The organism is Amycolatopsis sp. H20-H5, assembly GCF_035828755.1.
Lineage (GTDB): Bacteria > Actinomycetota > Actinomycetes > Mycobacteriales > Pseudonocardiaceae > Amycolatopsis.
This window is the reverse complement of sequence record NZ_JAYMZS010000038.1, coordinates 35,847-48,978: the sequence shown is the minus strand read 5'-3', so window position 1 is coordinate 48,978 and position 13,132 is coordinate 35,847. Positions and strand designations below refer to the sequence as shown.

General features: G+C 67.6%; 21 protein-coding genes. 2 read left to right on the top strand and 19 right to left on the bottom strand.

The annotated features are described in order from the left end of the window. Positions 1-9: 9 nt before the first annotated feature. The 13 genes from QMK34_RS21750 to QMK34_RS21690 form a co-directional block, all read right to left on the bottom strand. Complete coding sequence (locus tag QMK34_RS21750) at positions 10-159, bottom strand: hypothetical protein (protein WP_326416021.1); 150 nt, start codon at positions 157-159, stop codon at positions 10-12. Between the two features lie 59 nt (positions 160-218). After that, positions 219-653 carry a hypothetical protein gene (locus QMK34_RS21745; protein WP_326416020.1) on the bottom strand — a complete coding sequence of 145 codons (435 nt, stop codon included), beginning with the start codon at positions 651-653 and terminating at the stop codon, positions 219-221. Then, the gene (locus QMK34_RS21740) at positions 650-1,105 is read right to left on the bottom strand and encodes a phage tail tube protein (RefSeq protein ID WP_326416019.1); all 456 of its coding nucleotides are present in this window, start codon (positions 1,103-1,105) and stop codon (positions 650-652) included. The genes QMK34_RS21745 and QMK34_RS21740 overlap by 4 nt, the downstream gene beginning before the upstream one ends. 9 nt (positions 1,106-1,114) lie before the next feature. Further along, entirely contained in the window at positions 1,115-1,540 is a 426-nt protein-coding gene (locus QMK34_RS21735) for a minor capsid protein (protein ID WP_326416018.1), read from the bottom strand. Beyond that, positions 1,537-1,893: a minor capsid protein gene (locus tag QMK34_RS21730; RefSeq protein WP_326416017.1), complete on the bottom strand. Its 357-nt coding sequence runs from the start codon at positions 1,891-1,893 to the stop codon at positions 1,537-1,539. The genes QMK34_RS21735 and QMK34_RS21730 overlap by 4 nt, the downstream gene beginning before the upstream one ends. After that, entirely contained in the window at positions 1,893-2,207 is a 315-nt protein-coding gene (locus QMK34_RS21725) for a hypothetical protein (RefSeq protein ID WP_326416016.1), read from the bottom strand. Before QMK34_RS21725 ends, QMK34_RS21730 begins: the two co-directional genes overlap by 1 nt. Beyond that, positions 2,207-2,641 (bottom strand): hypothetical protein, encoded by a 435-nt coding sequence (locus QMK34_RS21720; RefSeq protein ID WP_326416014.1) that lies wholly within the window; start codon positions 2,639-2,641, stop codon positions 2,207-2,209. The genes QMK34_RS21725 and QMK34_RS21720 overlap by 1 nt, the downstream gene beginning before the upstream one ends. Before the next feature lie 2 nt (positions 2,642-2,643). Then, positions 2,644-2,982 (bottom strand): hypothetical protein, encoded by a 339-nt coding sequence (locus QMK34_RS21715; RefSeq protein WP_326416013.1) that lies wholly within the window; start codon positions 2,980-2,982, stop codon positions 2,644-2,646. A gap of 4 nt (positions 2,983-2,986) precedes the next feature. Further along, the gene (locus QMK34_RS21710) at positions 2,987-3,217 is read right to left on the bottom strand and encodes a hypothetical protein (RefSeq protein WP_326416012.1); all 231 of its coding nucleotides are present in this window, start codon (positions 3,215-3,217) and stop codon (positions 2,987-2,989) included. Positions 3,218-3,283: 66 nt separating this feature from the next. Continuing rightward, on the bottom strand, positions 3,284-3,856 hold the full coding sequence (locus QMK34_RS21705) for a hypothetical protein (RefSeq protein ID WP_326416011.1): 573 nt from the start codon (positions 3,854-3,856) through the stop codon (positions 3,284-3,286). After that, a complete protein-coding gene (locus tag QMK34_RS21700) occupies positions 3,853-4,173 on the bottom strand; it encodes a hypothetical protein (RefSeq protein ID WP_326416010.1) in 321 nt (106 codons plus the stop codon). Before QMK34_RS21700 ends, QMK34_RS21705 begins: the two co-directional genes overlap by 4 nt. Then, a complete protein-coding gene (locus QMK34_RS21695; RefSeq protein WP_326416009.1) occupies positions 4,170-5,189 on the bottom strand; it encodes a major capsid protein in 1,020 nt (339 codons plus the stop codon). Before QMK34_RS21695 ends, QMK34_RS21700 begins: the two co-directional genes overlap by 4 nt. 17 nt (positions 5,190-5,206) lie before the next feature. Further along, positions 5,207-5,857, bottom strand: a complete 651-nt coding sequence (locus QMK34_RS21690) for a hypothetical protein (protein WP_326416008.1) — start codon at positions 5,855-5,857, stop codon at positions 5,207-5,209. Between the two features lie 180 nt (positions 5,858-6,037). On the opposite strand from QMK34_RS21690, the gene QMK34_RS21685 reads away from it, so the two are divergent. Further along, positions 6,038-6,394, top strand: coding sequence for a hypothetical protein (locus QMK34_RS21685; RefSeq protein ID WP_326416007.1), 357 nt, complete (start codon positions 6,038-6,040; stop codon positions 6,392-6,394). An 87-nt stretch (positions 6,395-6,481) separates the two neighbouring features. Continuing rightward, entirely contained in the window at positions 6,482-6,646 is a 165-nt protein-coding gene (locus tag QMK34_RS21680; protein ID WP_326416006.1) for a hypothetical protein, read from the top strand. Positions 6,647-7,053: 407 nt separating this feature from the next. Here the strand turns inward: QMK34_RS21680 and QMK34_RS21675 are convergent, their stop codons facing one another. From QMK34_RS21675 to QMK34_RS21650, 6 genes are read right to left on the bottom strand one after another with little or no spacing between them, the layout of a single operon-like run. Beyond that, positions 7,054-9,021 carry a phage minor capsid protein gene (locus tag QMK34_RS21675; RefSeq protein ID WP_326416005.1) on the bottom strand — a complete coding sequence of 656 codons (1,968 nt, stop codon included), beginning with the start codon at positions 9,019-9,021 and terminating at the stop codon, positions 7,054-7,056. A gap of 19 nt (positions 9,022-9,040) precedes the next feature. Next, positions 9,041-10,588 (bottom strand): phage portal protein, encoded by a 1,548-nt coding sequence (locus tag QMK34_RS21670; RefSeq protein ID WP_326416004.1) that lies wholly within the window; start codon positions 10,586-10,588, stop codon positions 9,041-9,043. A 57-nt stretch (positions 10,589-10,645) separates the two neighbouring features. Continuing rightward, on the bottom strand, positions 10,646-10,807 hold the full coding sequence (locus QMK34_RS21665) for a hypothetical protein (protein WP_326416003.1): 162 nt from the start codon (positions 10,805-10,807) through the stop codon (positions 10,646-10,648). Next, a complete protein-coding gene (locus QMK34_RS21660) occupies positions 10,804-11,112 on the bottom strand; it encodes a hypothetical protein (RefSeq protein WP_326416002.1) in 309 nt (102 codons plus the stop codon). The genes QMK34_RS21665 and QMK34_RS21660 overlap by 4 nt, the downstream gene beginning before the upstream one ends. Beyond that, a complete protein-coding gene (locus QMK34_RS21655; RefSeq protein ID WP_326416001.1) occupies positions 11,109-12,374 on the bottom strand; it encodes a PBSX family phage terminase large subunit in 1,266 nt (421 codons plus the stop codon). Before QMK34_RS21655 ends, QMK34_RS21660 begins: the two co-directional genes overlap by 4 nt. Beyond that, positions 12,364-12,855 (bottom strand): helix-turn-helix domain-containing protein, encoded by a 492-nt coding sequence (locus tag QMK34_RS21650; RefSeq protein ID WP_326416000.1) that lies wholly within the window; start codon positions 12,853-12,855, stop codon positions 12,364-12,366. The genes QMK34_RS21655 and QMK34_RS21650 overlap by 11 nt, the downstream gene beginning before the upstream one ends. Positions 12,856-13,132 lie beyond the last annotated feature (277 nt).

Genomic DNA, 13,132 nt, shown 5'->3' with positions numbered 1-13,132 from the left:
CGCCTCCTTTCACAGGTTGGCAAGGGCGCGCTGTGCGTCCTCGCTGTCGAGCTCGACGGGTTCGTTGGCGGCGACGGTGCGCCAGGCGGACTCGCCGGATAGGCCGGACAAGTAGGTCACGAAGGTGTCCCAGGGCAGGCCGTCGTCGAGTTCCTGCATGAGGTCGGCGTGGTACTCGCGCCGCCAGTCCGATCGCAGCAGCCGCCAGTGCTTGAAGATCAGGCTGAGGGTGTGGTCGGTGCTGGCCCCACCGCCGGGGCCTGCTCTTCCCCCGGCGCGACGTCCGTCCGGTAGGACGCCATGCAGTAGCCCATGACGTCGCCCATCTCGTCGAAGTCCAGGCCGTCCGCGAGCAGCTGGCCGATGTTCTCCGTGCCGAGCAGGCTCGACAGCAGGTCGATGATCTCGACCGGGTCGACTTGCTTCGCCAGATCGGCGCCGGTCCGCTTCGCCTTAGCCGCGAACAGGATCACCTTCGCGGGAACCGAGGCGGGCAGCTCGTAAACGTTGCCGCGGATCCGGACGCGCTTGCCCTTGCGGCGCCGCTCGGCCCACGCGGCATCAAAGTCGTGGTCGACGTCCTCAAGCTCCGGCGGCGGCATCGGCGGCCGGTAGGACTCCGGCAGCTGGCCGGACGCGATTGGCGCGCTCACGGCGCGGCCACGACGGTGCTCGGGCCCGACCGCATGATGTCGCACTTCCAACCGGTCTTGTCGTTGTTGCCGCCGCCCTGCTCGCCGATGGTGAACGTGGCCTCGGGCCACACCTTCCACGCGGCGTCCATGGGGTGGCGGAACCGGATCGCACCGAGCGACGCGTAGCCGGTCAGGGTGCCGACGACCTCGCACCGCGCCTGCCCGGGGTCCTGCGTACCGGTGGTGTCGTCCTTGATTAAGAACCCTTCCAGCGCTAGCGACGCGCCGCGCTGCATGATCTCCTGCTCGTAGTTGCCCTGGCTGCCGAAGGTCGTCGTGTCGACGGTCTCCTCGTTCTCCGATGGGTTCGGCGTAGCCGAGTTGAGACCGCCGATCGCAGACCAGGTGATGCCGTCGGCCTCGCGAACCTGAATGATGATGTCTCGTGCGTTGATCTTCCGGGCGACCATGCGCCTCTCCTATGCGATTCGGTTCGGCGTACTTCGCCGAAGCTCCATACGAAAATTGACCGTCCACTCGGGACGGCCGTTGGTGTCGCGCCCGATGAAAACCGGGCCGGACTGGTTGCCCACGGCCAGTTGCAGCACCGCGCCTCCGGCGAGACGGCGATCGCCGAGCCCGTGCAGCGCGTCGTAAACCGCCTGCGCCCGGTCCTCGACTCCCTCGGCATCCGGGACCGCTCCGCGGCATCGCACCTGAACATTGAGCTCGTCGTAAGGCAGCCGGGTATCGGACTCTGGCCCGGCGTAGCGCGCCACGGCCGTACAGGTGTCCGGCACCTGTGGCAGCGTCGAGAGGTAGATCGACCCGCCCGACGCGCCTGGGGTGTACGTCCCAAGCCCCAGCTCGGCCAGCAGCCGAGCCAGGTCACCGGTCAGGCTCACGTGGCCAGCCCCTTCCGGATCTCGGCCGCGATGAGCTCGCGCACGGTGGCAGCCTCGGCGGTGAGCGGGCCTTCGAGGTACTTCGCTGTGCGGCCGTCGTCGTGCTTGAGCGACATGTCCTCGTGCTGGCGCACGGCATACGGGGTGTCGAACGAGATCGCCGCGGCGAGTGCGGCCTCGTCGAGGGACGCCGTACCGGAGCGTTCGAGAGTGCCTTCTTCGTGCGGGACGATCTTGCGTGCCTCGCCGAGCACGTGCTCGGCTGCCAGAACCAGCCCGCGCACTGTGGCCGAGCGGGTCGCGCCAGTGATCTTTGCGAGATCGCCGACGTTGATCTCGTAGCCCTTGGCCATCAGGTCAGCGCGAGTTCGAGATGGTCCGGCGTCGGCAGCCCGCCGCCGTCGCGCCGATACGCGGCAAGCACTGACACTGCCCGGCCGTTGACGGTGACCCGCGATTCCGGCGGCGCCACGGTCATCAGCGGGCAGTACAGGGTCGTATTGGACACGACTTCGGTGCCGTTGTCGCCCCGGATCATGCGCCGCTGATCGTCGGCGAAGCACCGCACCAAAACGGGCGTCCCGAACAGCGGTCCGGCGGGCCCGGCGCCCTCGAACGGCTCGATCGTCGCGGTGTGGCGCAGGAAGAGCGCGGGGAGTCCGGCCATCAGAACCACGCCCCTTCCCACGTCTGGATCTGCACGATGTGTCCGGGGAGAAGTCCGGCGGTGCTCAGTACGGTGTCTGCCTGAGGCGCGAGCCGCTGTCCGGGGACTCCGCCCGTCGAGCCGGTTCCGCGGTCGAGTTTCACCGTGCCGATAGCCACGCTGGCGTATTGCTGCGTGGCTCCGGATTCCTCGCCGGGGTTGTCCAGCCACCACAGTGCTTGTTCGCACGTGGCGTCCCGGAGCGCATCGCGGATGTCTGGATCGGTCGGATAGAACGCGGCGTTGGTCGCGTAGACCGCGGCCTTCGTCGCACGCTCGATCAGTCGTGACGCGCTGGTCAGGAGCCGGGTCGCCTCGGGGCCGGCAGGGACTGGGTTCCCTGCAGGGGTGGCGCTCGGGAGGTCACCGCGGGTTGCGTAGACGCGCGTCGCCACGGTCAGACCGCCGGGAGCTCTAGCACGGCCCGCGTTACGGTGACGGTCGCCGAGTAGTCGACGGACACCGTGCCGTCGGCCTGGTTGTAGGCCGCCGCCCAGGGGCCGACGAACCGATCGGCTCCAGCCGCGACGGTGACGACCTTCGTCGGTGGCGAGGTACCGTCGATGCCACGGCCGAGGGTGACTGTGATCGTGACCGGCGCGGCGCTGCCGTTCTTGAGGTGCACCAGGCGGCGCCCGTTGTTCTGGATCTGGTCGTTGTTCGCCGTCACAGGCGCGTAGTTCGGGGCCAGGCCGCCGCTGGTGAACAGCTGCGCGGCAGGAATGTCACGGGCCATGGCGTTAGTTCTCGCCTTCGGTGCGGGCGGTACGCCGTCGGGCGGCCGCGGTGGGGTTGTCCTTGGTGTCCTGCGGTTCTGGGGGCGGGTCGGGCGTCGGCTTGGGTGGCGTACGCCATCCGCTGCGCCCTTCCATGGCGGCCATGCCGATTCGGGTGTGCTCGTAGCTGCCGTCGATGAGGTTGACGCGCTCGACGACGGTTCCGCTCTCGTCGATCCGTTCGTAGGTGGGCATCGGGTTTCCTCCTGGACAGCACGAAAGCCGCGCCGGGGGAGCGGCGCGGCCTTCGTGGTCTGGTTACTAGCTGGCGATCGCCAGCGGGACGGTGCGGTTGAACGTGGGCGCCGCCAGAGTTGCCGCCGCGAGCGCCGCGAGCGCGGATCCGGACGTGACGGCGAGATTGCCCTCACCGCCGAGAACCGGCTTCGCGCCGATGGTGCCGACCAGCGTCGGCACGGTGGCGGCCGCGACCATGCACGCGGCCCAGTAGATCCCCGACGAGGCGATCCGCTGCGGGACGGCCAGGCCGAGTGTCTTCGCAGTATCCGCCGCCCACGCTGCTGCGCCCTGCGGAGCGGACTGCGCGAGCAACCCGGGGGTTGCGGCGTTGGAGTACAGCGCGAACCAGTGGTTCGTGCCCCCCGCGAGCGCGGTCCCACCGGAGATGAACGACAGGCTCGTCACGAGATCCCCGGCGTTGAGCCACACCGCTACCGCGGTCATGACGCCGGAACTGAGCGCGGCCTCGTCGTCGAGTCCGACGCGCGGCAGGTTCGCGCGGTGGAACACCTGCGTCGGGTCCGGTCGGTCGGCCGAGTTGAGCCAGCCGATGCCGTCGCGGACGACGCCCTTGTACGTACCGAGCTGGCTCACTTGTCGTCCTCCTTCAGGTAACGCGCGACCAGCTCGTCACGCGTGAGCTTGTCGGCGTCGGCCTCCGCCAGGCCGCGCGCGACGGCGGCCGCGGTCCACTCGCCCTTGCTGGCGGACTTCGCGGGCAGAGGTGCGAGCTCGGCTTCGCCGGAAACCTCCGGCGCCGTGTCGAGCTGCTCGACGGTGTATCCGGCCTGGTTGAAGTAGCCCAGAGGGCCGGACTCGACGGGCCCGGAGTAGACGCCCTGCGCGAACGCGCAGCCGCCCACGACGCCGGTGAAGTCCTTGACCGGGGTGGAAACGCGGTAGTCGGTCACTGGACTTTCACCCCGCGCAGCACCGCGGCCGCCTTGGTGTTCTTGAGGACCATCGCCACCGGGCCCATTTCTACCTCGCCGGTCTTGACCGCCCCGGCGGTCGAGAAGTCCGGCATCCAGGTCTGCACCAGCGGCGAGCCCGCGACGGACGCACCGTGCAGCGCGTCGAGCCCGAAGGTGACCGCGTACAGGTCGGTCGTGCCAGTCGCGCTGAGGGGAATGATCGGCGCAGCGCCGTCCTCCCGGTCGCCCAGGTCGACGAGGAACCAGTCGCCGTACTTCTCGATCTGGCGGCCGAGGTCGTCCTTCGTGCTCTCGTAGAGCGCCGCCCAGCGTGCCAGCGCCCGGAACCTGGTGATGCTCTTCGTGTTGCCGAGGATGGCCTTCATCCCGGGCGGGAGCGCGCCGGGCGCACCCTGGTCGCCGCCCCCGGTGTGCGAGGGCACGATGCCCGAGAGCCAATCGTCGACCTCGTCGAGCCGCGTGTTCGCGAGCGGCTGCGTGGTGATCGCCGCAGGGGTCCAGTCCGCGGAGCCCGCGACGTACCCGGCGACCTTCTCGGTGGCGGTGCCGGTCAGGGACTTCGACAGTCCGTCGAAGCCGTTGCCGTCCACGGCGGTGTCACCGAGGATGAGTTCGCGCTGGAACTTGCCGCGCGTCGCGGTAATCAGCTGCTGTAGCTGAAAGCTCGTCTCGTTGGTCTGCGCCTGGCCGAGGTTGGCCAGCACGCGGTCAACGCTGAACGCGCCACCCAGCGGCTTGAGATCCGAGCTGTAGCGCTGCCGCACGGCCTGCCCCGGGGTGTATTCCGAGTTCAGCGGACGAAACCCGGCCGCCGCAGGGGAAACGAGGCGGGTGTAGCCGTAGGTCAGGGTGCCGCCGCCGGTGCCAGGGGTGACCGTGTCGTCGAACACGATCTGATCGAGCAGCCAGCTGTACCGGCGAAGGTTGTCGATGACCGCGTAGTCGACATCGACCTGAGTGTTCACCTGCGCCTGAGCGAGGGTGACGGGCATGTGGTTCTCCTAGGTAGTTACGAGCCGCTGCGGTAGTGGTTGCCGATCGCGGCATTGAGGGACTTCGGGCGTTCCTTGGCGCCCGTGCCGGGGCCGCCTGGCATGTCGCCCCCGGACCGCGCGGAACCTGCCGCCGCGGCTTTGAGCTTCTGGTTGGTCTTCAGTGCGTCCTTGATCGCGGCCTCGACGTCCGTGCCAAACGACTTCGCCGTGGGGTCGAGGTCGGCGACCGCGCGCAGAAACGAGCGGCTGTCGAGCAGCGCGTCCGGGTCGCCGCCGAGCTTGCCCGCGCTGCGGTGCACGGCGAGCTCAACCTTCGTCGTGCGCTCGGAGTCGCGGGCCGTGGTGAGATCCGCGGCGAGCTTCTCCGGATCGAGGTCATCTGCCTTCTTGAAGCCGAGCAGCTTCGCCAGCTCGTCGAGCCGCGCCTTACTGGCCGTCTCGACGCCGGTGCGCTTCTCCTTCTCCTTGGCGACGTCGGCGCGCAGGTTCTCGATCAGTTTCGCGGCCCTGGCCTCGTTGAACTCGCCTTCGAGCTTCGGAGCCTTGGCCTTCGCTTTGTCCGCGTTCTGCTCGGCGCCGGGCTGGTTGCCGTCGCCCGCCCCGAGCGCGTCGCCGGTTTCCCGGTCGTCGTCGCTGGGCAGGACATCGGTTGTGGTGCTGGACATTCGGCCCTCCTGGAGCCTCGAAGCCGCCGAGCGCCTGACTCGGCGGGTAACGGACCGCGACCGCGCAACGACGCATCTCGCGTGAAGCGAATCTTGGTAGCGGTGGTTTTGGGGATGGCCGGACTCGTCACGGCCTGCGGGAGCGGCGCCACGTCGCAACCGGGAGCGGGGTCGAGTGACGTGGTGGTGACGACGGTGGCGATGGGGACTGGCGCGGCGACTCCCGCGCCAAGTGCGGTTGCTGCCGGGCTTACTGCTCAACAGGTGGTCGACGGGTTTGCCGCGGCTGGCCTGCGCGCGCCGAAACCGCGAGACAACTCGAAGAACTGCGCGCAGTTGGGTTGCGCACAGATGATCACGACCGACGCGATTACGGTCGTGTCATTCCCGGACGAGACTTCGGCGGCTCGTTACGCTGCGGCCGCCGCGGACAGCACCCACAGACAGGGGCGCGTCGTTCTCTCGTACACGGGCGCGCGCACTCCGGCGGCAGACCGGCCGAAATACGAGAAGGAGCTCGCGAAGCTGGGCGGGTAAACGCCATTCCGTTGCCGCGACTCTTGACAACGGTGAGTCGATCCCCTTTACTTTGTCCAGTGCTTCGACGAAGTAAAGGGGATCGAGATGCTGTTCACCGACGAGGAACTCTTCGGTCCGATTGCCGAGCAGCTCGACTTTTTCGACGAGTTTGCCCGTGGGCAGGCTGTAAGCGCCGGGGTGTCCTACGGCACGGAGCCGGGCATCATCGACCTGTTTGGTGCTGGGCAATACGCGCTCGCGGGCGTGTGAGGTGGTCGAATACCTCGATATGGGGCAGGTCGGGGAGTGGTTCGGCGTGAGCGCTGGGACCGTGTCGAAGTGGCAGGGACGCTACGCCGAAACCCACCCCTGTCCCGAGCCGGACGTCAAGGTCGGAGCGCACCCGGGATGGGCGCACGAGCGCAAGGATGACTGGTTCCGATGGCATGGACAACGTCCCGGGCGGGGCTTCGGCGGAGGTCGGCCAGCGCGTCAACCCTCGTAGACGACTGGCATCGGATTGCCACCTGAGTAACCGAGCGTCCACATGCGACAGAGCACGCGCTCGCGGGCCGTCGATGCGTCACCCCTGTAGGGGTTCGTATCGGCGGCCTGTTTCGACTCGGCGGCTGCTCGACCAGCGCGCAACGCTGCTCGTGCCTCTCCGGCTGGCGTACTCATTGCAGGAACCCGTCTCCGGCGGAACCTCGGTATCCCGGGGTGTTGCCGAGTAGATCGCTCTTGTACTGATCGAATGTTACCCGCCCGTTCTGGTCCCACCACTCTTTCAGCTCATCGCTTGCCCACTTGCGGGCCCGGGACTCAGGCCCGGAGAACAACTCCTGTGGGTTGATCCCCCGGGCTTGCCCGTCCGCTGTGAGCATGTGTCCCCGGGTAGGGCCTTCTGCTGCGATGTACTGCTCGTACACATGGTCGCGGTACGCCTGGCGCGCCAATTCGTCGAATCCCTTTCCTGCGTATCCCTGGTCCCGCAAGGACGCTATGGCGCGGTCTCGTCGTTGCTGTTCGACAGTGCGGCCGAACACCTCAGCTACCGCTGATTCCTCGTCGTGGCCGAGTTCGAGAAGCTTTTCGAACTCGTTCCACTGCTTCTCTTCCCGTTGCTGCTTGGCTCGCTCGCGGCGGCCGCGGTCGGCGTCACGCCGCTCTGCTGCTGCGTCCTGTACGGCTTGGCGCCGGTCGAGCTCTCTAAGAACCTGCTCGACGGCGAGGTCATCATCGGCGTGTTCGCCGAGAAGATCGCTCACCTCGTCGTCGGTGAGCTTCGAGAGGTCGAGCTCGGCGAGCGGATCTGCGCCAAGTTCGAGCTGTCCGAGCCCTGGTCGACGCGCGTCCGCTTCGGCGTCGCGTGCAGCCTGGGCCACATCGCCGACGCTGGCGTGCGGCGTGCGAACCGGTCGTACTGCCGCGCTGCCGTCGAGAGTCGATTGCACCGGTGCCCCGATGCCTCCGGCCGGGTCACCCTTGCCCTTCGGCGGGATACTCCCGGCGCCGACCTGCTCGCGGTAGCGCAGCCTCTTGAGCTTCGGGTTGGCGGCCAGGTGGTCACGCAGCTGCGTTTGAGCGGCCCTCACCTTGACCCGCGCAGCGGTGCGTGCTTGGTCTGTCAGCGCTCCTGCCTCGGAGACCTTCGCCTTACGGATCCTGCGCTCCAGCTCGCGTTGTCTTTGCCGAGCAAGGTCGCCTGCTGGGTCCGCGGTCGGTTGCTCGGGTAGCCGGGATACGCCCGGTAGGTACGCCGAGACGCTGTGGCGGCAGTTGGGGTGCTGGAAGCCAGCGCGGCGCGCGTCGTCGAGCGTGGCCGTCACGGTCACCGTGACGGTCTCGCTGTCCCGGGTGGCGTGCGGGACGGTGATTTGGCCCGCCGGTCCGGTCAGCGCGAGCACCTGGCCCTCGAACGGGCGGCACAGCGCGCATTCCTGGCCGTGGTCGCTGGCCATCACCAGGGAGACGCCGAACGTGTCGAGCCGGTCTGTCTGGCCTTGTACGGCCGCTCGCTGTGTCACAGTCCGGACGGCCATCTCGACGTAGGACGACAGCTGCCAGCGCCGCCCGGAGCGGTCCATGAATCCGGAGATGCCGCGGTTCATCAGCCGCTGCCACGCGGCCTGTGATGCCTGGCGCCGGGTCTGTGTACCGGTCACGGTGCGCGCGGTGGCGGCCGTGATGACTTCGCGGTAGGCGTCGACGACGTCCCGCAGGACGTTGCCGGATCGAATGCCGATGTCGCGGTGCACGGCGGCCGCCAGCGCTTCGACCGCGGCGAAGCCGGGCGTTTCTGCGGTGGCTGCTTTCGCGGCCTGGCCAATGCCGGACTTCGGGAACCAGGCGGACGGCAGCTCGGTGACGGCGGACTGCCAGCCCGAACGGAACGCCTTTGCTGCGGCTTCGGTGATCGCGCCGCCGGAGTCGCCTTGAAGCCCGGTTACGACTGCCTGCGCTGCCTTGCGCAGCGCACCGACGTCGTTGAGCTTCTCCTGTGCCCACTGCGGGGCCTCGGCGTCGGAGTCGAGGTTCCCGGCTAGATAGCGGCCAATGATCCGGACTAGCGCGAGCTCGGCCTCGCGGTAGATGTCGGCGACAGTGGCGGCGATCTGGTCGACTTCGTCTGCGTTGACCACCACCACCGATCACCTCCGGTTCTTACTGCTCGGGGTCGTCCGGGGGTTTCTCGTCGGTGGTGCCGGGATCTGGCAGGGCACCATGAGCGGCGGCCGCGCGGACCAGCTCGACCGGATCGGGGTTTGATGCGCCTTGCTGGTCGAGAATCCGCTCGACCTCGGCGTCCACCTGAGGGTCGTCCCAATCGCGGTGCATCAGGCGCACCAGCGTTTCGGTGGAAGCTGCCTCGGCCTGGTGCAGGAGGTTCGCCGTCTCGGCGAGGATCTTCGGATCCTCGTTGACGGCCTCGACGAAGGCGATGTCGGGCCGTTCCGGCGTGACCTGTGCGCCGAACTGGATCGCGTACACCCCGAGCAGGGCCTCGATGATCTCGCCGAGCGGTGGCCGGAAGTACACGATCTTCTTCGCTCTGGTCCGGTAGGTCTTGCGTTCCCGGGCCCGGACCTCGGTCGCGGTGATCGGGGCCCCGTCGGTGACTTCGCCGAAGGTGCCCGCCGAGTAGCCGGCGCCCCCGACGATCTTCCCGAGCCAGTGCTCGACCGACGCGCGGTGTTCCTCGATCCTGATCTCGAACTGCTGGGGCTTGATCTGCATATCGCCCTCGCCTGGCAGCACGTTGAGCGCTTCGTAGAGCTCGCGGTCTGGGTCGAACAGTGCGCCCCGGCCAGGCCCGCGCGAGGTCAGGTAGGTGTCAGGCACCAGAAGGCGGGCCTTTGCCAGCCTGATGTCACGCATCCACGAGGTGTAGATCTCGTCGAGCGAATCCATGAACGGCTCGACCCCGGCGTAATCGGACCGGCCGAGGTATGCGGCCGCCGGGTTGTTGCGCCACAGTCGGTTTGGCCGCATGTTGGGCACATAGACGGCGGTGAGCTGGTCGATACCGGTGAGGATTGTGTCGCCTTCTCCACCGTCGAGCGCGTCCGCGATTCCGGCCGTCTCCGGGTAGTCCGCCAGCGGGGCGGGGCGGCCGAGGTTGTGGTGCCCACCTTCGTAGACGCCGTGCAGGATCCGGCCGGGTTCGTGCCGTTCGAGGTGGCGAACAATGGTGTTGGCGTCCTCGTGCAGTACCCGCCAGAACGTGACGGCGGCGAGCTTGTTCCAGGTCCACTCGGGCACCGCGGCGTCGGCGTGCATCGCGGCCAGCCATGGCCGGTTCATCAGTTCGCGGTCCCAGCAGACTTTGAGGTAGACCCCGCCGAGCGCGGCACTGACTTCGGCACCTTCGAGCAGCCCGGCGTGCACCCCGTCGTCGACCAGCTCGTTAAGCACGTCCTGTGTCGCGGTGTCGGCGACGGTGAACTTCGGCGGCTCCGAGAACAGCAGGTCCGCCGAGGTCGCCGCGATGTCGGAGGCGACGGGCAGGTGCAGCTTCGTCCGCTTCTCGCCGATTGGAACCGGTTGGCCCCAGAACCAGCGGGCAAGCGTGCCGACGAGGCCGCCGCGCATTTGTGAGGGCCGCAGGTTCGGGTGCCGGACGTTGCGACGCCCGATGCCCTCGTAGACGGCCGAGAGCTCGTCCGGGTCGCCGGAGTACCAAGCGGACCAGACCGACATGCGCTCTGACACCGAGCCGAGTGAAGCTGGCGGCCAGGCGGTGTCAGCGGAGGGGAGCGGCACGACTACTCACCCCCCGCTCTCGACAGCGTCGATCTCGGCCAGCGCCTCGACGGGCACCCCGACGACGGCCAGGTGGTCAACGACGTCGGCGACGAGCTGCTCGTCGCGGTCCTCGGCCAGCAGCGCGACGAGCTCCGCTCGGGTAGCGAACCGGCGCCGGAGCATCACACGCGCTCCGGCCAGTGCCAGGTGCCCGGCAACTTGCCCTCGTCGTGCTGGCAGCTGTGGAAGAACTCGCCGGTCGGGTTGAGCACGTGCAGCGCACACGCGGTCGAGTCCCAGGTCTGGGTGACCTTGCGCTGCCGTCCGTTCGGCGGCAGGGGCGAGATCTCGACGTCGATCCAGGCGCCAACCACGGTGATCTTCGCCGTCCGACAGAGTGAGGTGTACGCCTGCGAGCCGTCCGCTCGCGGTGGCGTGCCGTGACTGACGTAGTGGACATCTCGTCCGACGGACGGCCTTTGCTCGTTCACGCTGCCTCCTGTAGTTCGTTGCGCCAAGCGGCGCGGGTGGTGTGCAGGACGTAGCGGCCAGCGTCGAGTGAGTGGTCGTCAACCTTGATGACCTTGTCCTCGCCCTTGGCCGCGGCGGCGTCGTCCCAGCTGTAACCGCCGATCTCGTCGGTCCAGCCTTCGCACGAGCGGTGCACCCGCAGCTGGTCCGCGGCGAGCAGGCTCGACACGGTGCGGATGCCGTCCAACACGGCGTTGTTCGCCAGCGCCGGGGTGACCCGGCCGTCGCGGTGCAGCTGTTGCACGAAGCTGGCGGCCGATGGGTCGACGACCGTCCATTCGGGATAGACGCCCTTGACGTCGGGCTCATTGGGGTTGTCGATGCCGTCGAGCCAGCTCGTCAGCGCGGCTGAGTATTCGGCGTCGGTTTTCGAGCGGCGCGAGACCTTCGAGTCGTAGCGGTACTCGCTGGTCAGGTAGAGACGACGGTCGTCACCGAGCCCGAGCAGCAACCCAGCGAATGGGTTGACCGTGCCGTAGTCGATGCCGAGCCCTATCCAGCGGACGATGCGTGGCAGCTGGTCGACGACGTGCTTCTCGGGGTCCCACATGTCGTAGACGGCGCCCTCGGCCTGCACCCAATGCCCGAGAATGAAGCGCCGGTACCAGAGCCCGACGTACTCCTTTTTCAGGTTCCTGACGTACGCCGGGCCGAGGGCGTGGTTGTCCTCGATCGTGAAATGCCAGTACCGGAGGTCGAGCTCACCGGCGCGAAGGATGAATTTCTTCCGCAGCCAGTGCCCCGGGTTGTCCGGGTTGGTCGTCGCGAATAGCTGCGCGCCGGGTACGGACAGGCGGGCTAGCAGCTGGTCCCAGAAGTTTTCCGGGATGAGCGTCGCCTCGTCCACGTAAGCGCCTGCCGCGGTGAGGCCGCGGAGTCGGCCTTCTGCTCGCGCGTCGTTGGCGGTGATGACCTCGATGGTCCTGCCGAGGATCGTCGCGGTGGGTGCGCCGCGGGTGTATCTGATCAGCTTCGCGACTTTGGCGCCGGTGATGGCGGGGTCGGTGAGTGGGCCGAACACGTTGCGGCTGACGGTGTCGTAGGTCTTGCCGATGACGACCAGGGCGCCACCGCGCGGTGCGTTCGCGACGAACATCAGCCAGCGCAGAAGCGAGCTGATGGTCTTGCCGGATCGGACGCTGCCATCCCACACGTTGATGCGGGCTGTGGCCTGCGCGATGGATCGCTCTTGGACGGTCGACAGCCGCAGCTCAGCCACCATCGGTGGCGGGCTCGGCGTGCTTGGTGCTGATGGACTCGAACAGAGCGCCGAGTAGCGACCCGACCTGCTCGTTGCTGCTGTCGCCATCGTGCTGGTCCAGCCGCAGCGACGTCGTGATCGCGGTCGAGGTGGCTTGGATGATGTTGCGCTGGTCGGCGAACTGCGGTTGTGGCACCTGCACGGAGTTGTGGGTGTTCTCCTTACCGCCGAAGCTGTGGATCTCCGCCGGGGCGAACAGTTGCTCGCGCAGACGCTCGGCATCGCCGAGCAGCGCTACGGCCAGCGCGGCGCGGCGGGCCTTGGCATCGATGACCTTCGCCTCGGTCGCGGCCGCGGTCGCCGAGCGGTCGAAGCTGAGCCCGAGCTCGCGGGCGATCTTGGAGACCGTCGCGCCGGATCGACCGATGTCCTTCGCGATCTGGTTCCGGTTGCGGCCTGCTGCATGCAGCGCGCGGACGCGCTCGCGGTCTTCGTTGGTCAAAGGTCTTGGTGGACTGTTGGGGATGATGACACCCTCCAACACGAAAATCCTAGAAGTAATCTTGACTAGATGATGTTTATTTCTTTGCGACTATAGCTACATAGATGCCAATAGTTTATTTAAGAAAAATATGTGGTCGAGGTGTATCTGCCTGTATTACAGAGCTGCATCTGTATAATATCGGTCTAATAATCTGTGACAAAGATAGCGTTCCCGTGTAGATGTTTGAGGTAAATCGCCAGGTCAGAGCCCTGCAGTGTCCATCATGGTCGATCGG

Excerpts from the sequence above, each read along its gene's own strand:
- QMK34_RS21750 (WP_326416021.1), bottom strand. The coding sequence starts at position 159 with ATGCAGGAACTCGACGACGGCCTGCCCTGGGACACCTTCGTGACCTAC.
- QMK34_RS21740 (WP_326416019.1), bottom strand. The coding sequence starts at position 1,105 with ATGGTCGCCCGGAAGATCAACGCACGAGACATCATCATTCAGGTTCGC.
- QMK34_RS21730 (WP_326416017.1), bottom strand. The coding sequence starts at position 1,893 with ATGGCCAAGGGCTACGAGATCAACGTCGGCGATCTCGCAAAGATCACT.
- QMK34_RS21725 (WP_326416016.1), bottom strand. The coding sequence starts at position 2,207 with ATGGCCGGACTCCCCGCGCTCTTCCTGCGCCACACCGCGACGATCGAG.
- QMK34_RS21715 (WP_326416013.1), bottom strand. The coding sequence starts at position 2,982 with ATGGCCCGTGACATTCCTGCCGCGCAGCTGTTCACCAGCGGCGGCCTG.
- QMK34_RS21710 (WP_326416012.1), bottom strand. The coding sequence starts at position 3,217 with ATGCCCACCTACGAACGGATCGACGAGAGCGGAACCGTCGTCGAGCGC.
- QMK34_RS21695 (WP_326416009.1), bottom strand. The coding sequence starts at position 5,189 with ATGCCCGTCACCCTCGCTCAGGCGCAGGTGAACACTCAGGTCGATGTC.
- QMK34_RS21690 (WP_326416008.1), bottom strand. The coding sequence starts at position 5,857 with ATGTCCAGCACCACAACCGATGTCCTGCCCAGCGACGACGACCGGGAA.
- QMK34_RS21680 (WP_326416006.1), top strand. The coding sequence starts at position 6,482 with ATGCTGTTCACCGACGAGGAACTCTTCGGTCCGATTGCCGAGCAGCTC.
- QMK34_RS21655 (WP_326416001.1), bottom strand. The coding sequence starts at position 12,374 with ATGGTGGCTGAGCTGCGGCTGTCGACCGTCCAAGAGCGATCCATCGCG.